Here is a 22434-nt window from a genome sequence, read left to right as displayed (position 1 = left end):
TATATCTACCCCTGACGGAAACGCAATTGATAGACAGGATGCGACAATGACGATCACTGTTGGCGACAAGCTTCCCGATGCAACGCTGGTTCAGATGGGGGGTGAAGGGCCGGAACCGGTCGAGCTTTCCTCGAAAACCGATGGGCGCAAGGTTGTGATCTTCGCCGTGCCGGGGGCGTTCACGCCCACCTGCCATTCGGCGCATGTGCCGAGCTTCATCCGCACCAAGGACCAGTTTGCCGAGAAAGGCGTGGACGAGATCATCTGCGTCAGCGTGAACGACCCGTTCGTGATGGGCAACTGGGGCGAGGCGACCGGCGCGTCGGATGCCGGGATCACCATGCTGGGAGACCCCGAGGCGAAATTCACCAAGGCGATCGGGATGGACTTCTCGGCGCCGCCCGCGGGCCTGATCGACCGCTCGAAGCGTTACGCGATGCTGGTCGAGGACGGCAAGGTGAGCGTGCTGAACCTCGAAGACAGCCCCGGCACCTGTGAAGTGTCGGCGGGCGAGGGCCTTCTGGCCGACATGTAAGCCTTTCGGGCTTTGCCGGGGCGGGCTTTGCGCCGCGCCCCGGCTTTCATTGTTCCAAAAATACTCAATTCCCCCGGCCCGCCTCATGCGGCGGCGTCAGGATATGGCGCAGGAGTGCCACCGGGTGCGCCTTGAGCGACAGCCGTGTGGCGACGTAATCCTCGACCACCTCCTCGCCCAGGGTCATCCGGGGAAGGTGGGCCGTGGGTTCGTGAATCGCCTCGCCCTCCATGTCGCCGGCGAAGAGGGGCAGGGGCTTGTCGCCGGCCAAAGCGCGGGCCTCCCACAGCGCCTCGCGGCGGGTGAGGCCGAGTTCTGCGAAGGCGTCGGCCTCGGCCAGCCGGGTGAGGGTGGCGGGCGGCACGCCGGCGCGGCGCCAGATGTCGGCGACCTGCGTGTAGCCGTTGCCGCGGGCCGCCGTGATCCAGCCGGCGTCTTCCTCGGACAGGCCCTTGATCTGACGGAAGCCGAGGCGAAGGGCGAGGGCGCCGCGCCCGTCGGGTTCGAGCACGTTGTCGTAGTAGCTGGATTGAATGCAGACGGGCCGTACCTCGACCCCATGCTCGCGGGCGTCGCGGACGATCTGGGCCGGGGCGTAGAAGCCCATCGGCTGGGAGTTCAGGAGCGCGCAGGCGAAGACGGCCGGGTGGTGGCGCTTGATCCAGGCGCTGGCATAGACCAGCAGCGCGAAGGAGGCCGCGTGGCTTTCGGGGAAGCCGTAGGAGCCGAAGCCCTCGATCTGGGAGAAGCAGCGTTCGGCGAAGTCGGCATCGTAGCCGTTCTTCGCCATGCCGGTCAGGAAGCGGGTGCGGAATTCGCTGACCGAGCCGTTTTTCTTGAAGGTGGCGAGCGAGCGGCGGAGGCGGTCGGCCTCGTCGGGGGTAAACCCCGCGCCGGTGATGGCGATCTGCATCGCCTGTTCCTGGAAGAGCGGCACGCCGAGGGTTTTTCCGAGGACCTGGCCCAGCTCGTCGGAGGGGAATTCGACGGCCTCCTCGCCGTTGCGGCGGCGGATATAGGGGTGGACCATGTCGCCCTGGATCGGGCCGGGGCGGATGATGGCGACCTCGATGACGAGGTCATAGAAGCAGCGCGGCCGCATCCGGGGGAGGAAGTTCATCTGGGCGCGGCTTTCCACCTGGAAGACGCCGATGCTGTCGGCCGCGCAGAGCATGTCGTAGACGGCCGGGTCTTCGGGCGGCAGGGTGGCGAGGGTGTAGTTGGTGCCGTGGTGTTGCTGCAGGAGGGTGAAGGCCTTGCGGATGCAGGTGAGCATGCCAAGCGCCAGCACGTCGACCTTGAGGATGCCGAGCGAGTCGATATCGTCCTTGTCCCAGCAGATGACGGTGCGGTTTTCCATGGTGGCGTTTTCGATCGGCACCAGTTCGTCGAGCCGCCCCTCGGTGATGACGAAGCCGCCCACGTGTTGCGAGAGGTGGCGGGGGAAGCCCTCGATCTCGCGCATCAATTCCATGGTCTGGCGCAGGCGGGGGTCGTCGGGGTCGAGACCGATTTCCTGCAGCCGCTGGCGTTCGAGATTGCCTGCGGCGAAGAAGCCCCAGAGTTGCGAGGAGAGGGCGCCGACGGTGTCCTGTGAGAGGCCCATGGCGGCGCCGACCTCGCGGATGGCGCGTTTGCCGCGGTAGTGGATGACCGTGGCGCAGAGCCCGGCGCGGTGGCGGCCGTAGCGCTCGTAGATGTGCTGGATCACCTCCTCGCGGCGTTCGTGTTCGAAATCGACATCGATATCGGGCGGCTCGTTCCGGGCCTCGGAGACGAAGCGTTCGAAGACCATGGTGCCGGTTTCGGGCGACACGCTGGTGACGCCGAGGCAGTAGCAGACCACCGAGTTGGCCGCCGAGCCGCGCCCCTGGCAGAGGATGTCGCGGGAGCGGGCGAAGGCGACCACGTCGTTCACGGTCAGGAAATAGGGCTCGTATTTCAGCTTGGCGATGAGGGCGAGCTCGTGTTCGAGCATGTTTTTCACCTTGTCGGGCGCGCCGTAGGGGTAGCGCCAGCGGAGGCCTTCATAGGCGAGGCGGCGCAGGCGGCTGGCGGGGGTTTCGCCGTCGGAAAGCTCGCTTGGGTATTCGTAGCGCAGCTCGTCGAGGGAGAAGGCGAGGGTGTCGGCGAGCTGGGCGGTGCGGTGCACGGCGTCTTGGTGGCCGGGGAAGAGGCGGAGCATTTCGTCATGTGAGCGGAGGCGGGTTTCGCCGTTGGCCAGCGCGTCGCGGCCGAGGCTTTCCACCCGGCGGCCGGTGCGGATGGCGGTCAGCACGTCGGCGAGGCGGCGGCGGCGGGCGTGGTGCATCATCGGCCTGGCCGAGGCGATGGTGGGCAGGCCGAGGCGGCGGGCGAGGTCGGCGAGCGTGTCGAAGCGGGCCCGGTCCTGTCCGTCGTAGCGGGGGGCCATGAGGAGGTGCATGTCGGCGCCGTATCGGCGGATGAGGCGGCGGGCATTGCGGGCCCAGTCGCGCTTGTTCTGGCTGCGGGGCGGGTGGAGGAGCAGGGCCATGTGGCCGCCGTTTTCCAGCAGGTCGGGGATGGTCAGGCGGCAGGTGCCCTTCTCGGCGCGCAGGCGGCCGGTGCTGATCAGCCGGCAGAGCCGCGCCCAGCCGGTGCGGTCGCGCGGGAGGGCGGTGAGTTCGATGCCTTCGGTGAGGCAGAGGCGGGCGGCGGGGATGAGGCGGGGCGCGTTGGCCCAGGCGGGCGGCTGCGGATCGGGGGCGGGCGGGCCGATGGGGCCGTCTTGCGATTCGAGCGCGCGGCGTTCGGCGACCTGCCGGGCGATCTCGCGGGCTTCGGTGTGAGCGCGGACGATGCCGGCGACGGAATTGGTGTCGGCGATGGCAAGCGCCGGCAGGCCGAGAAAGGCCGCCCGGCTTATGTATTCCTCGGGGTGGGAGGCGCCGGTCAGGAAGGTGAAGTTGGAGGTGGCGGAGAGCTCGGTGAACATGACTCGGGGAGTATATTCACGTTTTGTTCTTATTTGGAGTCGTAAAACCGGGGATGAGGCGAAGAGGTTGCGCGGCGGGTATGCGCTCAGCCGACGCTGGCGATGGTGGCGCGGAGGGTGGCGAGGCCGTCGCCCTTCTCGCTGGAGGTCAGGATGATCTCGGGGAAGGCGGCGGGGTGTTTGGCCAGCTTGCCGCGCACCTGAGTCAGCACGGCTTCACGGTCTTTCGCCTTCACCTTGTCGGCCTTGGTGAGCACGCATTGGAAGGTGACGGCGGCGGAATCGAGAAGCGAGAGGATTTCCTCGTCGACCTCCTTGATGCCGTGGCGGGCGTCGATCAGCACGAAGGCGCGGCGCAGGGTGACGCGGCCCGAGAGGTATTGCTTGAGGAGCGCCTGCCACGCCGCGACCTTGGGCAGGGGCGCGTTGGCGTAGCCGTAGCCGGGCAGGTCGACGAGGTAATGGCTGTCGCCCAGGGCGAAGTAGTTGATTTCCTGCGTGCGGCCCGGCGTGTTGGAGGCGCGGGCGAGCGCCTTGCGGCCCGTCAAAGCGTTGATCAGCGAGGATTTCCCAACGTTCGAGCGCCCGGCGAAGCAGACCTCGGCCCGATCGGCCGGGGGCAGGCCGGACATGGCGACCACGCCCTTGACGAAATCGACCGGCCCGGCAAAGAGCTTGCGGCCTGTCTCGGAGGCGTGCTGGTCGGGCTCGGGGGCGAGGGGGAAGGGGAGCGCCATCAGAGCGGCTCGACCGTATCGCCGGTGGTGATGTCACCGGTCTTGGTGACCACGGCGTAGATGCCGAAATCCTGGTGGCCGCAGAAGCTTTTGAGGGCGCCCAGCGTGTCGGCGTCGCGCTCGCCGGTGGCCGGGTTGGCGGTGGTGGCGAGGCAGCGGACGATGGGTTCGCGAACCTCGAGCTCGGCCGTGCCGATGCGGATTGTCTTACCGACCCAGTCGAATTCTTTCCAGGCGGGCAGGCCGGTGAGGTGGATGTTGCCGCGCCAGCGGAGCGGCGAGAGATCCTGGCCCATCTTCTCGGCCAGTGCGTCGTTCGAGGCGAGGTTGATGAGGCTGATGGAGGGGAAATCGGTGTCGGTCATGCCGCGGCCCTCGACCCGGACGATGCGGGTGGACTGGGCGCGGTTTTCCGGCATGAGCGGGCGGACCCAGTCGAGGAAGGCGCGCGCCTCGGTGTCGGGGTCGAAGGTGAGGGCGGGCCGGTCGGGATGGGTGAGGGTGACGGTGCCGGTCGCTTCGTCGGTGGTGGCGTCGATGGCCATCAGGGCGGGCACCTTGGCGCCGCGCGAAAACTCGGCGCAGGGGGCCCATTCGGAGCCGTCGGCGCGGGCGGCCTCATGAGCTATGGCCCAGCGCCGGTCGAACGGCATGGTCTGCCCCTCGGTCAGCGTGACACGGTCGAGCGTCTCGCGCCCGTGGCCCTTGATCGGGTGGCGCCAGAGCGCGGCGACCGTGGCCATCACTTCTTCTCCGGCTTCGGCTTTTTCTTGAAGCTGGATTTGATGTTGCCGAAGACGTCAGGCTTGTAGCCCTGGCTGCGCATGATCAGGTATTGCTGGGTGAAGGTGATCGTGTTGTTCGCGATCCAGTAGAGGACCAGCCCGCTGGCGAAGCTGCCCAGCATGAACATGAACACCCACGGCATCCAGGCGAAGATCATCTGTTGCGTCGGGTCGGTGGGGGCCGGGTTCAGCTTCTGCTGCAGCCACATCGAGATGCCGAGGAAGAGCGGCAGGACACCGATGAAGATGAGCGCGAGGATCGAGCCCGGTTCCGGCGCGGCCCAGGGCAGCAGGCCCCAGAGGTTGTAGAGCGACGACGGGTCTGGCGCGGAGAGGTCGTTGATCCAGCCGATCCACGGGGCGTGGCGCAGCTCGAGCGTGACGAAGATCACCTTGTAGAGCGAGAAGAAGATCGGGATCTGCATGAGGATCGGCAGACAGCCCGAGGCGGGGTTCACCTTTTCCTTCTTGTAGAGCGCCATCATCTCCTGCTGGAGTTTCTGGCGGTCGTCGCCGGCGTTTTCCTTGATCTTCTCCATCTGCGGCTGGAGTTCCTTCATCTTCGCCATCGAGACGTAGGATTTGAAGGCCAGCGGCAGGAGCAGCGCCTTGATGATCAGGGTCAGGGCGATGATCGACCAGCCCATGTTGCCGATCACGTTATGCAGCCAGTGCAGTACGGCAAAGATTGGTTTGGTCAGGAAGAAGAACCAGCCCCAGTCGATCGAATCGAGGAATTTCGGGACGTCCTGTTCGTTCTGGTAGTTGCGGATGGTTTCCCATTCCTTGGCGCCGGCGAAGACGCGGGTCGAGGCGGTGGCGGTTTCGCCCGCGCCGAGCGACACGGTGGGTTGCTTGGCCGTGGTCTGGAAGATCTCGCGGCGGGTGTCCTTGAAGGTGCTGATCTTGGTGCCGGCGCGTTGCTCGGGAATCAGCGTGGTCATCCAGTAGTGATCGGTGAAGCCGGTCCAGGCGGACTGTTCGACGCCGATGGTTTCATGGTTCGAGGCAGGCTCGAAATCGTCGTAGTCGATCTCGCTCAGCTCGCCATCGACGATGCGGATGCCGCCTTCGTGCAGAATGAAGAAGTTCTTCAGGTCGGGCGGTGTGCCGTGGCGGGCAAGGATGCCGTAGGGCGCCAGCGACCGGGTGTCGCCGCCGGTGTTCTCGACCGACTGGGTCACGGTGAACATGAACTTGTCGTCGACGCTCATCTCGCGGCGGAAGGTGAGGCCGGCGCCGTTGTCCCAGGTCAGGACGATGGGGCTGTCGGGGGTCAGGGTGCCCTCGGTCTCGACCTCCCAGAGCGTGTTGGCGCCGGGAACCTGATCGGGCGAGAGGCCGCTGCCCGGGGCCCAGCCGAAGAGCGCATAATAGGGGTGTTCGCTGCCGACTGGGGACAGGAGGGTGACGATGTCGGAGTCGGGCTCGAGCGTTTCGCGGTAGTCCTTGAGCGCGAGCTGGTCGATGCGGCCGCCGCGCAGCGAGATGGAGCCGAGAAGTTCGGGCGTGTCGATCTCGATGCGGGGGGCGTCGTCCTGTTGGGGCTCTTCGCCGGCAGTGGCGGCGGAGGCCGTGTCGGTTGCGGTGCCGGTGTCGGCCGCGCCGGGGGCGACGGCCACGTCGCCGCCTTGCTCGGACGTCTGCTGGCCGGTCTGCTGGGCCGTTTCCGGCGCGGTCATGTCGGCGGTGTCCGTCGCCTCTGGCGGCGGGAACAGCACGAACCACAGCATGATCACCACGAAGCTGAGCGCGGTTGCAAGGATGAGGTTCTTGTTCTGGTCGTCCATTGCCAGCGGCACCCGTGGTTGAGAAAGTTTGACGGGGTTCAACAGAGTGCGGGGCAAAAGGTCAAGGGGATTCAGGTCAATTCGCGCGGAGGTGCGGCCAGATGCCGTGGGATCATAGCGCGCTCTTGCGCAGGTCGGGCGGGGCCTGAAGCGTGGCCGCGTGGGTGCGCAGCCAGGGCAACGTCGCCTCGGGCGGCATGGGGCGGGCGATGCCGAAGCCCTGTACGTGCCCGCAGCCGAGCTGGGCCAGGAGCGCGTGTTCCCCGGTGGTTTCCACCCCTTCTGCAAGGGTTTCCAGTTCGAGCTGTTCGGCCATCGTGAGGATCGCCGCGACCATGCGCTGTTGGCGCAGGTCGGTGTCGATGTCGCGGATGAAGGAGCGGTCGATCTTGAGCCGGTCGACGGAGAACCGCTTGAGCGAGGAGATAGAGGCGTGGCCGGTGCCGAAATCGTCGAGGTCGATGGCGCAGCCGAGTTCGGAGAGCCGGCGGATGTTGCGGGCGGTGTCGTCGTCGGGCGAGGTCGAGACGACGGTTTCGAGGATCTCGATCTTGAGGCGGGAGGCGGCGAGATCGTGGCGGTCAAGCTCCCACGCGACCTTGTCGGCGAGCGCCGGGTCGCGCAGGTCGGTGGGCGAGAAATTCACGCCGACGCCGGGGATCGCGAAGCCCTGCGCTTGCCAGCCGCCAAGCGCCTCGAGCGCCTCGCGGAGCATGATGGCCTGCAGCGTGCCTGTCAGGCCGGCCCGTTCGAGGTGCGGCAGGAAGCAGCCCGGCAACAGCACGCCGCGCTGGGGGTGGCACCAGCGCGCCAGCGCCTCGAACCCCGAGACGCGGCCGGTATCGGTGCAGATCTGGGGCTGGAACCAGGCCGTGATCTGACCGGCATTGAGGGCCTGAACGACCTCGTCCTGCAGGCGCGCGGGGCGGATGCCGGCCGCCGGCCCGGCGGCATGGGGGCGGTGGATGCGGATGGTGGAGGGCCCGGTGCCACAGGCCTCGCGCAGGGCGGCTGCGGCGACCGAGGCCAGAGCGGCCCCCCGTTCGCCCACGGTGCCCGAGGCCAGCGAGATGCCGATCGCGGCGGTGAAGCGGGGCGCGTCGGGACGCGTCGTGCCCTGGCGCTGTGCCTCGCCCTGAAGGCGGGCGGCGAGCTTGCAGACGGCTTCGGGCGTCATCGCCCGGGGCGGTGACAGCACGATGCCGAAGGTGGCCTTGTCGAGCCGGAACACCCGGTCGCGCCGCCGCAGGCAGGCGTTGAGCCGGGTGGAAACGGCGTCGGCGGCTTCGTCGACCTCGACATCGCCGTGCATGCTGCAGAGCAAGGCGTGGTTTTCCAGTTCGAGCATGACACAGGCGGTCATGCCGGATTGTTCGCGCGACCGGCGAATGGCGGTATCGAGCGCCTCTTCGAGGGACTTGGCGCGGGCGGGCGGGCCGGTATCCATGCCGGCCGGGGCAGGCGCGCGGCCGAAGACACCGGCCAGCAGCATGAGGGCCGGAAAGGCGATCGTCGCCCAGAGCAGGGCGGATTCGCCCCCGGCCCAGTACCCCACGAGCAGGAGCGCCGGCAGCAGGGCCAGAGCCAGCGGCCCGGTCAGCAGATCGGCGAGCCGGTGGCGCAACAGGGCATAGGTTTCGCGAAAGAGTAGAATCATCAACGTTCCCGGTTTGTGCCCGGACGCTACGGTCTCTCGCTCAATTTTTCCTTAACGCAGCTTCGGCGGCGCCTCTGGCGCGTCCTGCAAGGGGTTTGCGGCCTCTGTCCGGCGCACCAGACCGGCGAAATCGAAGAGGCCCGCATCGAGCAGGTGAGACGGCCGGGCGTTCATCAGGGAGCGGAACATCACCTGACGGCGGCCGGGGGAATTGCGTTCCCAGCCGTCGAGGATCTGCTTGACCTGCTGGCGCTGGAGCCCGTCCTGCGAGCCGCAGAGATCGCAGGGGATGATCGGGTAGTTCATGGCCTTGGCGAAGCGTTCGCAATCGGCCTCGGCCACGAAGGAGAGGGGGCGGTAGAGGAAGAGATCGCCCTCTTCGTTGACCAGTTTCGGCGGCATGGTGGCCAGACGACCGCCGTGGAAGAGGTTCATGAAGAACGTTTCGAGAATGTCGTCGCGGTGGTGGCCGAGCACGACCGCCGAACAGCCTTCTTCCCGGGCGATGCGGTAGAGGTGGCCGCGGCGCAGGCGCGAGCAGAGGGCGCAATAGGTGCGCCCCTGCGGGACCTTGTCGACGACGACGGAATAGGTGTCCTGGTACTCGATCCGGTGGGGCACGCCCATCTTCTCGAGAAACTCGGGCAGGACGGTGGCGGGGAAGCCGGGCTGGCCCTGGTCGAGGTTGCAGGCGAGGAGGTCCACCGGCAGGAGACCGCGCCATTTCAGCTCGTAGAGAATGGCCAGCAGGGTGTAGCTGTCCTTGCCGCCGGAGAGGCAGACGAGCCACTTGGCGCCCTTTTCGACCATGCCGTATTGTTCCACCGCCTCGCGCGTCTGGCGCACGATGCGTTTGCGGAGTTTCTTGAACTCGGTGCCGGAGGGCGCGCCCTCGAACAGCGGGTGGATATCGTCGGCGTTGTCGAACATGGGATTGGCCTTAGACCTTCCCGGGCCGCCGGGCAAGAGATCTCAGCCGGAGGCGCCGTTGTCGATCAGGGCCTTGATGATCGCCTTGGCGCTGTCGGAATTCCAATGGGCGTCGCCCTGCATCCGGGCGATTTCCTGCCCGTCGCGGTTGAGGATAACGGTGATCGGCAGGCCGAGGATGCCCATCTCGCGCGAGATTTTCATGTTCGGGTCGCGGTGGAGGGGAAGGTTCGAGACGCCGATCTCGTCGAAGAAGCTTTTCATCGCGGGGGGCGGGTTGCGGCCGGTGGCGATGGTGACGACGTCGAAATCCTCGCCGCCGAGTTCGGATTGCAGCTCGGAGAGCATGGGCATTTCCTTGCGGCAGGGGGCGCACCAGGTGGCCCAGAAGTTCACCACCGCGATCTTGCCCTGGTAATCGGCGAGCGAGCCGGTGCTGCCGTCTTCCATCGTGTAGGTGGATTGGGACACGGGTTTGGGCTCGGAATGGAAGGAGAGCTTTTTCATGTCGCCCTCGCGCAGCGCCGCGAGCTGATTCATGTCAGCCAAGGCGGCGTTTGCACCGAAGATCATGCATGTATAAAGGACGAGCGCAGACAGGATTTTCATATTCCCTCCGAAGGGCCAAGACATGACTGACACGACCTCGAACCAGATGTGGGGCGGCCGCTTTGCCGCCGGACCGGACGCGATCATGGAGGCAATTAATGCCTCGATCGGGTTCGACAAGCGTCTGGCGGCACAGGATATCGCCGGCTCGAGGGCCCATGCCGCCATGCTGGCCGCCACGGGCATCGTCAGTGATAAGGATGCCGAGGCGATGAGGGAAGGGCTGCTCACGGTCTTGTCAGAGATCGAAGGCGGCACGTTCGAGTTTTCGACGGCGCTGGAGGACATTCACATGAATGTCGAGGCGCGGCTGAAGGAGGTGATCGGCGAGCCGGCCGGGCGGCTGCACACGGGCCGGAGCCGGAACGACCAGGTGGCGACGGATTTCCGGCTGTGGGTGCGCGATCAGCTGGATGCGGCGGAGGCGGGGCTCGTCACGCTCTTGCAAGCGTGCCTCGCGCAGGCGGAGGCCGGGGCGGATTGGGTCATGCCGGGGTTCACGCATCTGCAGGTGGCGCAGCCGGTGACCTGGGGCCATCACATGATGGCCTATGTCGAGATGTTCGGGCGGGATTTGAGCCGGGTGCGGGATGCGCGGAGGCGGATGAACGAATGCCCGCTGGGGGCGGCGGCGCTGGCGGGCACGTCCTTCCCGATCGACCGGGAGATGACGGCGGAGGCGCTGGGGTTCGACCGGCCCTGCGCGAATTCCCTGGATGCGGTGAGCGACCGGGATTTCGCGCTGGAGTTCCTGGGCGTGGCGAGCATCTGTGCGATGCATCTGAGCCGATTTGCCGAGGAGCTGGTGATCTGGTCGTCGGCGCAGTTCCGGTTCGTGGCGCTCTCCGACCGGTTCTCGACCGGGTCGTCGATCATGCCGCAAAAGAAGAACCCCGACGCGGCGGAGCTGTTGCGGGCCAAGGTGGGGCGGATCTTCGGGGCGAACGTGGCGCTGATGACGGTGATGAAGGGGCTGCCCTTGGCCTATTCCAAGGACATGCAGGAGGACAAGGAGCAGGTCTTTGACGCGGCCGATCACCTGATGCTGGCGCTGGCGGCGATGGAGGGGATGGTGCGGGACATGTCGCCCCTGCGCGACAATCTCGAGGCAGCGGCGGCGACCGGGTTCTCGACGGCGACGGACCTGGCAGACTGGCTGGTGCGGGTGCTGGGCATGCCGTTCCGGGAGGCGCATCACGTGACCGGGTCTCTGGTGGCGATGGCCGAGAAGAAAGGGTGCGACCTGCCTGACCTGAGCCTCGAGGACATGCAATCTGTCCACGCGGCGATCACAGGGGATGTATTCGACGTGCTGGGCGTGCATAATTCGGTGGCGTCCCGGACGAGCCTTGGCGGCACCGCGCCGGTGCGCGTGCGCGAACAGATTGCCCGGTGGAAGGAGATCCTGTCATGAAACGCATCCTTGCCGTGATGAGCCTTTTGGCGCTGGCGGCCTGCGGCGCCGATGGCGAACCGATCCAGCCCTCGATGAATGCCAATGTCGGTCTCGGGTCCAACGGGGTCAGCGGATCGACAGGGGTCGATTTCGTTTCGGGGCGGGTCACGATGGGTGTGGGTGTCGGCCTTTGAGGCTGCTTTTCCTGGCGCTGGCCGTGTGGGGCGCCATTCACCCGATGGCGTATTTCCTGCAGTGGTTCGGCGAGAACGGGTATGATCTTGCCGGTATGATCGAGGCGTGGCACGCCAATGCGGCGTCGAGCGGGCTGGTCTGGGACCTGACGATTGCGGCGGTCGCGCTGACCGTTTGGATCATCTTCGAGGTGGTGCGGCGGAAGCATTGGGTCGGGCTGATCGCGATCCCGGCGACGTTCTGCATCGGGGTGAGCTGTGGCTTGCCGCTTTATCTGTTCCTGCGGATGGGATATCGGGGCTGAGGCCCGGATTTGAGTATTTTCGGAAAGATGAAACGCCGGGTTTCGCGAGGGTGACTGATGGATCATTTCCTGTACCGTGACGGCGTGTTGCATGCCGAGGATGTGCCGGTGGCCGAGATCGCGGCCGCGGTGGGCACGCCGTTCTATTGCTATTCCACCGCCACGCTGGCGCGGCATTTCCGGCTGTTCGACGAGGCGTTGGACGGAATGGAGCACCTCGTGTGCTATGCCATGAAGGCGGCAAGCAACCAGGCGATCCTGAAGACGCTGGCGGCGCTGGGTGCGGGGATGGACGTGGTCTCGGGCGGGGAATATGCGCGGGCCAAGGCGGCGGGTGTGCCGGGCGAGCGGATCGTGTTTTCCGGCGTCGGCAAGACGCGCGACGAGATGCGGCTGGCGATCGAGGGCGGCATCCGGCAGTTCAATGTCGAGAGCGAGCCGGAGCTGCGGGCGCTGAGCGAGGTGGCGAGCGGCCTGGGCGCGACGGTGCCGGTGACGATCCGGGTGAATCCGGATGTGGATGCCAAGACCCATGCCAAGATCGCCACGGGCAAGAGCGAGAACAAGTTCGGCATTCCGATTGCGCGGGCGCGCGAGGTCTATGCCGAGGCCGCGGCCCTGCCCGGGCTGGAGGTGATCGGGATCGACGTGCATATCGGCAGCCAGCTGACCGATCTGGAGCCGTTCCGGCTGGCCTATCGCAAGGTCGCGGAACTGACCGAGACGCTGCGGGCGGACGGGCACGACATTCGGCGGCTCGATCTGGGCGGCGGATTGGGCATTCCCTATACCCGCAGCAACGAGGCGCCGCCGCTGCCGCTGGATTACGGCGCGCTGATTCGCGAGGAGGTGGGGCATCTCGGCTGTGAAATCGAGATCGAACCGGGGCGGCTGGTGGTCGGAAATGCCGGAATTTTGGTCAGCCGGGTGATTTACGTGAAAGAGGGCGAGGGGCGGAATTTCCTGATCCTCGACGGGGCGATGAACGACCTGATCCGCCCGGCCATGTACGAGGCGCATCACGATATCGTGCCGATCAACGAGCCCGATGCCGCGGTCGAGCAGGCGCCCTATGACATTGTCGGGCCTGTCTGTGAAAGCGGCGATACCTTTGCCAAGGGCCGGATGATGCCGCCGGTGGCGGAGGGGGACCTCGTGGCGTTTCGCAGTGCCGGGGCCTATGGCGCCGTGATGGCGAGCGAGTACAATACAAGACCCCTCGTGCCGGAAGTTCTGGTGCATGGGCATCAATTTGCCGTCATCAGGGCCCGTCCGACCTTTGACGAGATGATAAATCGCGATACCATTCCGGAGTGGCTGTAAGAGTGCAAAAGGTGCGGCAGCCCCCGATCCGGAAGGGAGCATGGCCAGACAGAACCCCCTGACCCCCGTGATGAGCCGTTTGCGGCGTCCGCTCAGCTTGACCTGGGCCGGGCTGATTGCAGAGCGGCTGGTGCGGGCGTTCTGGCCGTTCTGGACTGTGCTGGCGGCAACTGCCGCGGCGCTTATCCTCGGATTGCAGGACATGATGCCGATCGAGGTGGTCTGGGTGGGCTTCGTGCTGGCCGGGCTGGGTCTGATCGGGTTTGCCATTCACGGTGCGATGCGATTCCGCTGGCCGCGGCGGCAGGAGGCCGTCGACCGGATGGACAGCGTGATGCCCGGGCGGCCGCTGGCGGCGCTGGGCGACAGGCAGGCGATTGGCGGGGGTGACCCGGCGTCGGAAGCCTTGTGGCAAGCGCATTTGCGGCGGATGGCGGAGCGGGCGAGTGCCGCCAAGGCGGTGGAGCCCGACCTTGCGCTGGCGCCGCGTGATCCGTTCGGGCTGCGTTACGTGGCGTTGCTGGGGCTGGTCGTGGCGCTGCTCTTTGGCTCGGTCATGCGGGTGGGATCGGTGTCGCAGATGGGCCCGGGGGCGGGAACGGACCTTGCGACGGGCCCGGCGTGGGAAGGCTGGATCGAGCCGCCGACCTATACCGGGCTGCCGAGCCTTTACCTGAACGATCAGAAGGGCGAGATTCGCGTGCCGGAGGGCAGCCGGGTGACCCTGCGCCTTTATGGCGAGGTGGGCGCGCTGAGCGTGGCCGAAACCGTGTCGGGCCGGACCGAGGATGTGGGCGCGGCCACGGATACGGAGCATTCCTTCGAGATCGTGTCGGACGGCACGTTGAGCATCGACGGGCCGGGTGGGAAATCGTGGAAGATTGTCGCCATCCCGGACGAGAAACCGCAGGTGTCGCTTGTCTCGGACGGGGCGAAGACGACGTTTGACGGGCAGATGAGCCAGCCCTTCAAGGCCGAGGATGATTACGGCGTGGTGCGCGGCACCGCGACCTTCCGGTTGGATATGGACGAGATCGAGCGGCGCTATGGTTTGGCGGTCGACCCCGAGCCGCGCGAGCCGATCACGATCGACCTGCCGATGCCGATCACCGGCGACCGGGCGGAATTTACCGAGACATTGATCGAGAACCTGTCGCAGCACCCTTGGGCGCATCTGCCGGTGACGCTGGAGTTCGAGGTGAGCGACGCGGCCGAGCAGACCGGGCAGAGCGCGCCGGAGCAGATGAAGCTGCCGGCGCGGCGGTTCTTCGACCCGCTGGCGGCCTCGGTCATCGAGATGCGGCGCGATCTTTTGTGGTCGCGCGACAATGCCCCGCGGGTGGCGCAGGTGCTGCGGGCGGTGTCTCATGCGCCGGAGGACGGGCTGTTCCGATCGGAGACGGCCTATCTGCGGCTGCGGGTGATCCTGCGGCGGCTGGAGACACTGACGGCGCATGACAGCCTGACGACCGAGGCGCAGGAGGAAGTGGCGCAGGCGCTGTGGGATCTGGCGCTGGTGCTGGAAGATGGCGATATCGGCGACGCGCTGGAGCGGATGCGCGAGGCGCAGGAACGTCTGAGCGAGGCGATGCGGAACGGCGCGAGCGAGGACGAGATCGCGCGCCTGATGCAGGAGCTGCGCGACGCGACGCAGGATTACCTGCGGCAGAAATCGCAGCAGGCGCAGCGTGACGGCGAGCAGCAGCAGGGCGACCAGCAGCTTTCCGAGAACATGATGACGCTCGATCAGCAGGATCTGCAGGACATGATGGACCGCATCCAGGAGCTGATGGAGCAGGGCCGCTATGCCGAGGCCGAACAGGCGTTGCAGGAATTCCAGGAGATGATGGAGAACCTGCGGATGACCGAGGGCCAGCAGGGTCAGCAGGGCCAGAACCCGGGGCAGGAAGCCATGGAAGGGCTGGCCGAAACGCTGCGCGATCAGCAGGGTCTGTCGGACCAGGCGTTCCGCGACCTGCAGGAACAGTTCAACCCCAACTCTCAGCAGGGCCAGTCGCAGCAGAACGAAGGCCGCGACGGCTCGCAGGGGCGGGGCCAGAGCCACCAGCAGGGCCAGGGGAACCAGCAGGGGCAGGGCAATCAACCCGGCCAGCAACCGGGCCAGCAGCAAGGTCAGAGCGGGGAACAGGGCCAGCAAGGCCAGCAGGGTTCGCTTGCCGACCGGCAGGAGGCGCTGCGGCGCGAGTTGGAACGGCAGCGGGGCAACCTGCCCGGCGCCGGCAGCGAGGCGGGAGATGCGGCGCGCGAGTCGCTGGATCAGGCCGACCGGGCGATGCGGGGCGCGGAAGAGGCGTTGCGGCAGGATGACCTGGCCGAGGCGATCGACCGGCAATCGGAGGCGATGGAAGCGTTGCGTGACGGGATGCGCAACCTTGGCGAGGCGATGGCCGAGAACAACCAGACGCAGGGCGCCCAAGGCCAGGCGCGGGGCCAGTTCGGCGATCAGCAGAACGACCCGCTGGGCCGGGCGCCCGGGCAGGGCGCGCAGGTCGGCACGCAGGACAACCTGTTGCAGGGCGAGGATGTCTATCGCCGGGCGCGGGAGCTTCTGGACGAGATCCGCCGCCGCTCGGGCGAGGGCGAGCGCCCGGATGTCGAGCTGGAATATCTCAAGCGTCTGCTGGAGCGGTTCTGAGGCGAACGGGCCTTGGGGGTCAGCCTCCGCCGATCATTCCCTGAACCTGAGCGATCAGCGGCGCGACCGCGTCGTTGAGTTGCGCGCGCCAGCTGTTCACCGTTTCCACGTAAGCGATCAGCGGCTCTGCCGTGGCGGGGATCATCTGGGCGATTTGTGGCGAGAAAAGGTAGACCGCGGTCGCCACGATCGCCAGCAGCACGGCGAGGCGCAGGCCCCGGCGGAAGCCGCCGCCCGACGGTTCGGGGGGCGCGACCTTGCTGCCGTCGCGGGCCGATGTGTCCTGTTCGGCGGGGGCCTGCGAGGCGGAAATGGTCGAGTTGATGTCGTCGATATCCGGAAGCAGGCCGCGGCGCGTGCCGGGGTCGATATCGTCCTCTTCCTCGGGCTCTTCCCGGGGCGTTGCGACGCCGCGGAGCCGGGCCATGCGCGCCTTGGCCTGATGCGACCGCTTGTCGGCGGCGTCCTGCGACGGTTCTAGCCCCAGATCGGGCTGTGTTTCGAGCCCGCCGCGTTCGGCGGCGCGCGCCTCGGACTCGCGCGAGGCTTCCTCGCGCAGGACGCTGGCGACATCCGGGTCAAGCTCTCGCCGGGAAGGGCTTTCCTCGGGCGGGTGCTCGGCAGCGACGGCCTGTTCGGTTTCGGCGTCGGCCTCTTCCTCGACTTCGACCCAGTCGGGCTGGTCGGCATCGGGATCGATGGTGTCATCGTCTTCGAATGACGGTTCGTCGTCGTCGATGTGCTGTGGGTGGTCAGGATGGGTCTGAAACCACGTGTCCCCGCAATTGGAACACTGAACGTCGCGACCGTTTTCCGGAATAACCTCTTCCGGCACCTCGTACTGCGCCCCGCAATTCGGGCAAATGAGCCTCATTTCGCCACCCGTCGCCTTGTCCCCGGCTACCGCCTTGTTCCTACCGGCGGTCCGCTTGACCTTATGTGTAACGGCTGGTTTGTGAAAGAGCAAAGCAATTTGGGGCGGTTACCGTTGCACTGCCCCATACCTTGGGGCATGAAAGAGCTGTTTCGCAAAGGGGTCGGCTTTTGATCGAGCTGGAAAACGTGGCCTACAATTACGGCGGGGGGGAGTTGCTGAGTGAGATATCGCTCAAGCTGCAGCCCGGGTCGTTTCATTTCCTGACGGGGCCATCGGGGGCGGGCAAGACCACGCTGCTGAAGCTGTGTTACGGGGCGCTGATGCCGACCTCGGGGCAGGTGCGGCTGTTCAACGCCGACGTGCGCGAGATGGAGCGGGACGATATCGCGCTGTCGCGCCGCCGGATCGGGGTGGTGCACCAGGATTGCCAGTTTCTCGACCACCTGAACGTGTCGGACAACATCGCGCTGCCGCTGATGGTGGCCGGGCGCGACCTGTTGGCGGAGGGGGCGAACCTGAAGGAACTGACCAGCTGGGTCGGGCTGACGGCGCGGGCCGGGGCCTTGCCGCCCGAGTTGTCGGGCGGCGAGCGGCAGCGGGCGGCGCTGGCGCGTGCGGTGATCATGTCGCCCGACGTGGTGCTGGCCGACGAGCCCACCGGCAATATCGACTGGGACATGTCGCAGCGCCTTCTGCGGCTGCTGATCGAGCTGAACCGGATGGGGAAGACGATCATGGTGGCGACCCATGACCTTGCGCTGATCCGGGCGGCGAAAACCCATGTGCAGGCGCGCGTGCTGCGGATCTCGAACCGGCGGTTGCAGCTGGCGGGGGCGGACCTGTGAACCCTGTGCTGACCCGGATAAGCGAGTTTCTCGTCGGCGACACGCAGGCCGACCGGGTGGTGCCGCCCACCGGCTTTACCGCGTCGCTGACCCTGTTCAGCGCGGCGGCGATGGCGTTCCTGGCGGTCTTCGCGCTGGCGCTGTCGCTGGCGGCGGGGCGGCTGGCCGATCGATGGGGCTCGGAGCTGGCGCGGAGTTCGACCATCCGCATCTCTGCCCCCGAGGGGCAGTTGGCGGCCCAGACCGAAGCGGCGCTGAAGGTGCTGGAGACGACCAAGGGGGTCGACACGGCAAGGGCGCTGACCAGCGAGGAGCAGCAGGCGCTGCTCGAGCCGTGGTTCGGGCCCGACCTTCCGGTCGACACGCTGCCCATTCCCCAGCTGATCGAGGTGATCGAGACCGAGGACGGTTATGATGCCGACGGGTTGCGCCTTCGGCTGGCGGCGGAGGCGCCCGGCGCGGTGCTTGACGATCACACCCGTTGGCGGCGGCCGCTGGTCAGGGCGGCGAGCCGGCTGCGGATGCTCGGCTGGGCGTCGATCCTGCTGATCGGGGCGGCGACGGCGGCGATGATCACGCTGGCCGCCAACGCGGCGCTGGCCGCGAACACGCAGGTGATCAGCGTGCTGCGGCTGGTGGGGGCGCGGGATTCCTATATCGCGCAGGCCTTCGAGCGGCGGTTCACCCTGCGCGCCCTGACCGGGGCCGGCATCGGCATGGTACTGGGCGCGGTGGCGATTATGCTTCTGCCATCGGCGCAGCCCGAGGGCGGGTTCCTGACAGGGTTGGGGTTCCGGGGTTGGCACTGGCTCTGGCCGCTGACCATTCCGATCCTGGCTGGTGTCGTGGCCTTTGCCGCCACCCGCGCCGCGGCGCGCAAGACCCTGCGGAACCTGCCATGAGGGACGCGGTTCAATGGCTTCGCTCGCTGGTCTTCCTGGTCAACATTTACGGTATGATGGGGGTGATGGGGATCGTTTTCTTCCCCTGGGCCATCTTCAGCCGGACGGGCGCGTTGGCGGCCTGTCACACCTGGTGCTGGTGGGTGCGTTGGACGGCCCGGTGGATGGTCGGCATCCGCACCGAGGTGCGGGGGACGCCGCCCTCCGACGAGGTTCTGATCGCGGCGAAGCACCAGTCTTTCCTCGATATCATCCTGATCTTCGGCAGCGTGCCCGCCGGCAAGTTCATCATGAAACGCGAGCTGATGTGGGCGCCGGTGATTGGGCAATATGCGCTGAAGATCGGCTGCGTGCCGGTCGACCGGGGCAAGCGTAGCATCGCGATCAAGCGAATGGTGCGCGACGTGGCCAAGGGGCGGCAGGCGCCCGGCCAGCTGATCATCTACCCGCAGGGCACGCGGATCGCGCCCGGGGTGCAGGCGCCGTTCAAGATCGGCTCTGGCGTGCTTTACGAGGAGCTGGGGCAGGATTGCGTGCCGGCGGCGACGAATGTGGGGCTGTTCTGGCCGCGCAAGGGAATCATGCGCAAGCCCGGGCTGGCCGTGGTGGAATTCCTGCCGCGGATCGAGGCGGGGCTCGACAAGGGCACGTTCATGGCGCGGCTGGCGGACGAGGTCGAAGAGGCCTCGAACCGGCTGATGAAAGAGGCGGGGTTCAATGCGGAAAATCGAGACGGTTGAGGCGCTTTCGGCGCTTTACGAGGAGGCGGTTCCGGCGGCGATCGTGAAGGTGGCGCGGCGGCTGACGCCGCTTTACCGGGAGTGGATCGAGGGGGCGCGGTTCTGCATCCTGTCGACGGCGGGGCCCGAGGGTGTGCATGGCAGCCCGCGGGGCGATGATGGCCCGGTGGTCAGGGTGGAGGACGAGACCACGCTGATGATGCCCGACTGGCGCGGGAACAACCGCTTGGATTGCCTGAAGGATATCGTCGAGGACGGGCGGGTGGCGCTGCTGTTCCTGGTGCCCGGGTCGAACACTACGGTACGGGTGAACGGCCGGGCCATGCTGACGGATGACGAGGGGCTGCGGCAGAGCTTTGCGCACAAGTCGATCTTGCCGGCGACGGTGATCGTGATCGAGGTGGCGGAGGTTTATACCCAGTGCGCCAAGGCGCTGTTGCGGTCGGGGCTGTGGGCGCGGGATGACCGCGACACGGTGCCGACGGTGGGGCAGATCCTGGCGGATATGTCGGATGGCGAGATGGGCGGGGCGGCCTATGACCGCGATTACGAGAAGAACGCCAAGCCGCGCATGTGGTGAGCCGCTCGTCGGGCCCTTGCAGGCCCGCCTCGCATTTTTTTGCGACGGAAGTTTCGGGACCCCGCGTAATACAGATGCAGTGTCCGCATCCGCTCTTCCCCTAGATTGCATGGGCGCTGTATTTCGGTTTGGCGAGTCCTCGGGGCGGATGTCTGGCCGGTGAGGGCAGCTTCCTCACCGGCCTTTTCCTTACGAGTGGATCGGCCCGTCGCCGCAGGCCAGCGCGGCCTCGCGTACCGCTTCCGAGAAGGTCGGGTGGGCGTGGCAGGTGAGCGCCAGGTCCTCGGCCGAGGCGCCGAATTCCATCGCGACGCAGACCTCGTGGATCAGGTCGCCGGCCGAGGGGCCGATGATGTGGCAGCCGAGGATGCGGTCGGTTTCCTTGTCGGCGATGAGCTTGACGAAGCCGTCGCCGGCAAAGACCGCCTTGGCGCGGCCGTTGCCCATGAAGGAGAACTTGCCGACCTTGTAGGCGCGGCCCTCGTCCTTCAGTTGCTCCTCGGTCTGGCCGACGGCGGCGACCTCGGGGTGGGTGTAGATCACGCTGGGGATGACGTTGTAATTGACGTGGCCATGCTTGCCGGCGATCACTTCCGCCGCGGCCATGCCCTCGTCTTCGGCCTTGTGGGCGAGCATCGGGCCGGTGATGGCGTCGCCGATGGCGTAGATGCCTTTCACGTTGGTCTGCCAGTGTTCGTCGGTCTTGATCTGGCCGCCCTTGGTGAGCTCGATGCCAAGGGCATCGAGGCCGAGGCCGTCGGTATAAGGCTTGCGGCCGGTGGCGACGAGGACGACGTCGGCGTCGAGCTGGTGTTCGCTGTCGTCCTTGCGCAGCTTGTAGTTCACCTTGGCCTTGGTCTTGAGCGTCTCGACCGAGGTGACGGCGCTTCCCATGACGAACTCAAGCCCTTGCTTTTTCAGCAGTTTCTGGAAGTTCTTCTGAACCTCGCCATCCATGCCGGGGGTGATGTGGTCGAGATATTCGACGACGGTCACCTGCGTGCCGAGGCGGGCGTAGACGCTGCCCATCTCGAGGCCGATGACGCCGGCGCCGATGACGACCATCTTCTTCGGGACTTTCGGCAGTTCCAGGGCGCCGGTGGAGGTGACGACGATCTTCTCGTCGATGGTGACGTCGGCGCCCGGGACGCTGGAGGCCTCGGAGCCCGAGGCGATGATGATGTTCTTGGACTCGTGGGTGTCGTCGCCGACCTTGACCTTGCCCGCCTCGGGGATCGAACCCCAGCCCTTGAGCCAGTCTATCTTGTTCTTTTTGAACAGGAATTCGATGCCCTTGGTGTTCTGGCCGATGACGTCGTCCTTGTAGGCGAGCATCTCTTTCCAGTCGACGGAGGGCGCCTTGCCCTTGAGGCCCATCTTGGCGAAATTGTGCTCGGCCTCGTGCAGCATGTGGGACGAGTGCAGCAGCGCCTTGGAGGGGATGCAGCCCACGTTGAGGCAGGTGCCGCCGAGGGTGTCGCGGCCTTCCACGCAGGCCGTTTTCAGGCCCAGCTGGGCGCAGCGGATGGCGGCGACATAGCCGCCGGGGCCGGAGCCGATTACGATGACGTCATAGCTTGCCATGAGCGGTTTCTCCTTGGTTTTGGGACGTCGGTATCACGTCGGTATTTTGTCGGTATTGCGTCGGTGTTTTTTCGCGGGAGGGGCGCTGCCCCTCTTGGCCTTCGGCCAATTCACCCCGGGATACTTGTAGCCAGAAGAAGCTCATGTCAGGACGCCTCTTCGGGCCGAGTGAACGAGGTAGAGGAAGGCGGCCAGCCAGAGCGCAGGCCAGAGCAGGACATATTTCAAGCGTATGACCGCATAGTAGGTGTCGGCATACGGATCGGAACCGGATTGAGCCTGGGTCTGGAGAAAGAGAAACAGCGCGATCGGAAAGACTATCGCCGCGAGGAGTGCCAGCATGGCCCAGATGGTGTGCCGGCTTCTGCGAATACAGAGCCAGGTGACGATGGTGGCGGCGATCAGCAGCGGGATGGAGGCCCAGACCTGAAAGGTGCCGGGGAGACCAGCGAATTGCTCCGGGGGGCCCTCGCGGAAGGTCGGGATCAGGTTGAACGCGGTGTTCAGCGCGATGGCCGCGCAGGCCGCCGCAACAAGGGTTATGCCGAGAGGTCGCTTCACAGGAGCGCCGCCAGCAGCATGAGGGTGGTGGCGCCGAAGCCAACCGCCCAGATGAGGGAGCGCCACGGGACCCAGCCGAAATAGTAGGCGGGGATATAGAGGACGCGGGCGGCGAGGTAGGTGAAGGCGCAGGCGGTTGTGAGGGGAGTGGACTGGTCGGCGAGTGTGACGACAACGCAGGCGATGGTGAAGAGGATCAGCCCCTCGAAATGGTTGTTGAGCGCGCGGAAGAGGCGGCCGGTGCCGGGGCTGACCTGGTCGATCAACGGCTGGCCGAGGCGGCCGGGGTCGCGCGGGGAGAGGGTCTTGCCCGGGCCGAGCTCGAGGTTGGCCGGGACCGCCATCAGGACGTATTGCACGACCTGAAGCAGGGCGGCGAGGGTGAGGGCGGTGAGCTCGGGGGTCATTGGCGGGCCTCGTCCCGGACTTGATCCGGGGCCTTTGGGAGATTGCCGCTCGATGATGGCGCGAG

Annotated in this window: 22 protein-coding genes; 10 read left to right on the top strand and 12 right to left on the bottom strand. The window is 66.6% G+C overall.

Features of this window, described 5'->3' with window-relative positions; translation table 11 throughout:
* Positions 1–46: 46 nt before the first annotated feature.
* Positions 47–535, top strand: a complete 489-nt coding sequence (locus RIdsm_RS22640) for a peroxiredoxin (RefSeq protein WP_057820500.1) — start codon at positions 47–49, stop codon at positions 533–535.
* Between the two features lie 64 nt (positions 536–599).
* Here the strand turns inward: RIdsm_RS22640 and RIdsm_RS22635 are convergent, their stop codons facing one another.
* The 7 genes from RIdsm_RS22635 to RIdsm_RS22605 form a co-directional block, all read right to left on the bottom strand.
* A complete protein-coding gene (locus tag RIdsm_RS22635) occupies positions 600–3491 on the bottom strand; it encodes an error-prone DNA polymerase (RefSeq protein WP_057820499.1) in 2892 nt (963 codons plus the stop codon).
* 86 nt (positions 3492–3577) lie between these two features.
* Positions 3578–4228, bottom strand: a complete 651-nt coding sequence (yihA, locus tag RIdsm_RS22630; protein WP_057820497.1) for a ribosome biogenesis GTP-binding protein YihA/YsxC — start codon at positions 4226–4228, stop codon at positions 3578–3580.
* Positions 4228–4971, bottom strand: a complete 744-nt coding sequence (locus RIdsm_RS22625) for an MOSC domain-containing protein (RefSeq protein ID WP_057820495.1) — start codon at positions 4969–4971, stop codon at positions 4228–4230. The genes yihA and RIdsm_RS22625 overlap by 1 nt, the downstream gene beginning before the upstream one ends.
* Positions 4971–6803, bottom strand: coding sequence for a membrane protein insertase YidC (gene yidC, locus RIdsm_RS22620; protein WP_057820493.1), 1833 nt, complete (start codon positions 6801–6803; stop codon positions 4971–4973). Before yidC ends, RIdsm_RS22625 begins: the two co-directional genes overlap by 1 nt.
* A gap of 112 nt (positions 6804–6915) precedes the next feature.
* Entirely contained in the window at positions 6916–8460 is a 1545-nt protein-coding gene (locus RIdsm_RS22615) for a bifunctional diguanylate cyclase/phosphodiesterase (protein ID WP_057820491.1), read from the bottom strand.
* A 51-nt stretch (positions 8461–8511) separates the two neighbouring features.
* Positions 8512–9390 carry a tRNA 2-thiocytidine(32) synthetase TtcA gene (ttcA, locus tag RIdsm_RS22610; RefSeq protein WP_057820489.1) on the bottom strand — a complete coding sequence of 293 codons (879 nt, stop codon included), beginning with the start codon at positions 9388–9390 and terminating at the stop codon, positions 8512–8514.
* Between the two features lie 42 nt (positions 9391–9432).
* Complete coding sequence (locus RIdsm_RS22605) at positions 9433–9999, bottom strand: TlpA disulfide reductase family protein (RefSeq protein WP_177228455.1); 567 nt, start codon at positions 9997–9999, stop codon at positions 9433–9435.
* A gap of 22 nt (positions 10000–10021) precedes the next feature.
* On the opposite strand from RIdsm_RS22605, the gene argH reads away from it, so the two are divergent.
* The 5 genes from argH to RIdsm_RS22580 are packed head-to-tail and all read left to right on the top strand — an operon-like array spanning position 10022 to position 15873.
* Positions 10022–11413 (top strand): argininosuccinate lyase, encoded by a 1392-nt coding sequence (gene argH, locus RIdsm_RS22600; RefSeq protein ID WP_057820485.1) that lies wholly within the window; start codon positions 10022–10024, stop codon positions 11411–11413.
* On the top strand, positions 11410–11589 hold the full coding sequence (locus tag RIdsm_RS22595; RefSeq protein ID WP_057820483.1) for a hypothetical protein: 180 nt from the start codon (positions 11410–11412) through the stop codon (positions 11587–11589). The genes argH and RIdsm_RS22595 overlap by 4 nt, the downstream gene beginning before the upstream one ends.
* The gene (locus tag RIdsm_RS22590) at positions 11586–11894 is read left to right on the top strand and encodes a DUF2834 domain-containing protein (protein WP_057820480.1); all 309 of its coding nucleotides are present in this window, start codon (positions 11586–11588) and stop codon (positions 11892–11894) included. Before RIdsm_RS22595 ends, RIdsm_RS22590 begins: the two co-directional genes overlap by 4 nt.
* 57 nt (positions 11895–11951) lie before the next feature.
* Positions 11952–13217: a diaminopimelate decarboxylase gene (gene lysA, locus RIdsm_RS22585; RefSeq protein ID WP_057820471.1), complete on the top strand. Its 1266-nt coding sequence runs from the start codon at positions 11952–11954 to the stop codon at positions 13215–13217.
* Positions 13218–13257: 40 nt separating this feature from the next.
* Entirely contained in the window at positions 13258–15873 is a 2616-nt protein-coding gene (locus RIdsm_RS22580) for a TIGR02302 family protein (protein WP_057820470.1), read from the top strand.
* Between the two features lie 19 nt (positions 15874–15892).
* Here the strand turns inward: RIdsm_RS22580 and RIdsm_RS22575 are convergent, their stop codons facing one another.
* The gene (locus tag RIdsm_RS22575; RefSeq protein ID WP_057820469.1) at positions 15893–16747 is read right to left on the bottom strand and encodes a zinc-ribbon domain-containing protein; all 855 of its coding nucleotides are present in this window, start codon (positions 16745–16747) and stop codon (positions 15893–15895) included.
* A 170-nt stretch (positions 16748–16917) separates the two neighbouring features.
* Between RIdsm_RS22575 and RIdsm_RS22570 the strand changes: the two genes are divergently transcribed.
* Genes RIdsm_RS22570 through RIdsm_RS22555 form a run of 4 tightly spaced genes read left to right on the top strand, consistent with a single transcriptional unit; the run spans position 16918 to position 19817 of the window.
* Positions 16918–17595: a cell division ATP-binding protein FtsE gene (locus tag RIdsm_RS22570; RefSeq protein WP_057820467.1), complete on the top strand. Its 678-nt coding sequence runs from the start codon at positions 16918–16920 to the stop codon at positions 17593–17595.
* Positions 17592–18497, top strand: coding sequence for a cell division protein FtsX (locus tag RIdsm_RS22565; protein WP_057820466.1), 906 nt, complete (start codon positions 17592–17594; stop codon positions 18495–18497). Before RIdsm_RS22570 ends, RIdsm_RS22565 begins: the two co-directional genes overlap by 4 nt.
* The gene (locus RIdsm_RS22560; RefSeq protein ID WP_057820465.1) at positions 18494–19237 is read left to right on the top strand and encodes a lysophospholipid acyltransferase family protein; all 744 of its coding nucleotides are present in this window, start codon (positions 18494–18496) and stop codon (positions 19235–19237) included. The genes RIdsm_RS22565 and RIdsm_RS22560 overlap by 4 nt, the downstream gene beginning before the upstream one ends.
* Positions 19215–19817: a pyridoxamine 5'-phosphate oxidase family protein gene (locus RIdsm_RS22555; RefSeq protein ID WP_057820463.1), complete on the top strand. Its 603-nt coding sequence runs from the start codon at positions 19215–19217 to the stop codon at positions 19815–19817. Before RIdsm_RS22560 ends, RIdsm_RS22555 begins: the two co-directional genes overlap by 23 nt.
* Positions 19818–20006: 189 nt before the next feature.
* Here RIdsm_RS22555 and lpdA read toward each other — a convergent pair whose 3' ends face one another.
* Genes lpdA through RIdsm_RS22540 form a run of 4 tightly spaced genes read right to left on the bottom strand, consistent with a single transcriptional unit; the run spans position 20007 to position 22369 of the window.
* Complete coding sequence (gene lpdA / locus RIdsm_RS22550; RefSeq protein WP_057820462.1) at positions 20007–21401, bottom strand: dihydrolipoyl dehydrogenase; 1395 nt, start codon at positions 21399–21401, stop codon at positions 20007–20009.
* Positions 21388–21546 (bottom strand): hypothetical protein, encoded by a 159-nt coding sequence (locus tag RIdsm_RS30250; protein WP_191908986.1) that lies wholly within the window; start codon positions 21544–21546, stop codon positions 21388–21390. The genes lpdA and RIdsm_RS30250 overlap by 14 nt, the downstream gene beginning before the upstream one ends.
* A complete protein-coding gene (locus RIdsm_RS22545; RefSeq protein WP_057820461.1) occupies positions 21543–21962 on the bottom strand; it encodes a hypothetical protein in 420 nt (139 codons plus the stop codon). The genes RIdsm_RS30250 and RIdsm_RS22545 overlap by 4 nt, the downstream gene beginning before the upstream one ends.
* Entirely contained in the window at positions 21959–22369 is a 411-nt protein-coding gene (locus RIdsm_RS22540) for an MAPEG family protein (protein WP_057820459.1), read from the bottom strand. Before RIdsm_RS22540 ends, RIdsm_RS22545 begins: the two co-directional genes overlap by 4 nt.
* Positions 22370–22434 lie beyond the last annotated feature (65 nt).

The sequence above is a fragment of the Roseovarius indicus genome (assembly GCF_008728195.1).
Taxonomy (GTDB): Bacteria; Pseudomonadota; Alphaproteobacteria; order Rhodobacterales; family Rhodobacteraceae; genus Roseovarius; species Roseovarius indicus.
Note: the sequence above shows the minus strand (reverse complement) of the source record. Positions and strands in the feature narration are given on the sequence as shown.

What these genes read in the sequence shown, in the direction of transcription:
- yidC (WP_057820493.1), bottom strand. Translation starts at nt 6,803, where the DNA reads ATGGACGACCAGAACAAGAACCTCATCCTTGCAACCGCGCTCAGCTTC.
- RIdsm_RS22615 (WP_057820491.1), bottom strand. Translation starts at nt 8,460, where the DNA reads ATGATTCTACTCTTTCGCGAAACCTATGCCCTGTTGCGCCACCGGCTC.
- RIdsm_RS22595 (WP_057820483.1), top strand. Translation starts at nt 11,410, where the DNA reads ATGAAACGCATCCTTGCCGTGATGAGCCTTTTGGCGCTGGCGGCCTGC.
- RIdsm_RS22640 (WP_057820500.1), top strand. Translation starts at nt 47, where the DNA reads ATGACGATCACTGTTGGCGACAAGCTTCCCGATGCAACGCTGGTTCAG.
- RIdsm_RS22575 (WP_057820469.1), bottom strand. Translation starts at nt 16,747, where the DNA reads ATGAGGCTCATTTGCCCGAATTGCGGGGCGCAGTACGAGGTGCCGGAA.
- yihA (WP_057820497.1), bottom strand. Translation starts at nt 4,228, where the DNA reads ATGGCGCTCCCCTTCCCCCTCGCCCCCGAGCCCGACCAGCACGCCTCC.
- RIdsm_RS22635 (WP_057820499.1), bottom strand. Translation starts at nt 3,491, where the DNA reads ATGTTCACCGAGCTCTCCGCCACCTCCAACTTCACCTTCCTGACCGGC.
- RIdsm_RS22580 (WP_057820470.1), top strand. Translation starts at nt 13,258, where the DNA reads ATGGCCAGACAGAACCCCCTGACCCCCGTGATGAGCCGTTTGCGGCGT.
- RIdsm_RS22540 (WP_057820459.1), bottom strand. Translation starts at nt 22,369, where the DNA reads ATGACCCCCGAGCTCACCGCCCTCACCCTCGCCGCCCTGCTTCAGGTC.
- RIdsm_RS30250 (WP_191908986.1), bottom strand. Translation starts at nt 21,546, where the DNA reads ATGAGCTTCTTCTGGCTACAAGTATCCCGGGGTGAATTGGCCGAAGGC.
- ttcA (WP_057820489.1), bottom strand. Translation starts at nt 9,390, where the DNA reads ATGTTCGACAACGCCGACGATATCCACCCGCTGTTCGAGGGCGCGCCC.
- RIdsm_RS22605 (WP_177228455.1), bottom strand. Translation starts at nt 9,999, where the DNA reads ATGAAAATCCTGTCTGCGCTCGTCCTTTATACATGCATGATCTTCGGT.
- lysA (WP_057820471.1), top strand. Translation starts at nt 11,952, where the DNA reads ATGGATCATTTCCTGTACCGTGACGGCGTGTTGCATGCCGAGGATGTG.
- argH (WP_057820485.1), top strand. Translation starts at nt 10,022, where the DNA reads ATGACTGACACGACCTCGAACCAGATGTGGGGCGGCCGCTTTGCCGCC.
- RIdsm_RS22560 (WP_057820465.1), top strand. Translation starts at nt 18,494, where the DNA reads ATGAGGGACGCGGTTCAATGGCTTCGCTCGCTGGTCTTCCTGGTCAAC.
- lpdA (WP_057820462.1), bottom strand. Translation starts at nt 21,401, where the DNA reads ATGGCAAGCTATGACGTCATCGTAATCGGCTCCGGCCCCGGCGGCTAT.
- RIdsm_RS22555 (WP_057820463.1), top strand. Translation starts at nt 19,215, where the DNA reads ATGCGGAAAATCGAGACGGTTGAGGCGCTTTCGGCGCTTTACGAGGAG.
- RIdsm_RS22625 (WP_057820495.1), bottom strand. Translation starts at nt 4,971, where the DNA reads ATGGCCACGGTCGCCGCGCTCTGGCGCCACCCGATCAAGGGCCACGGG.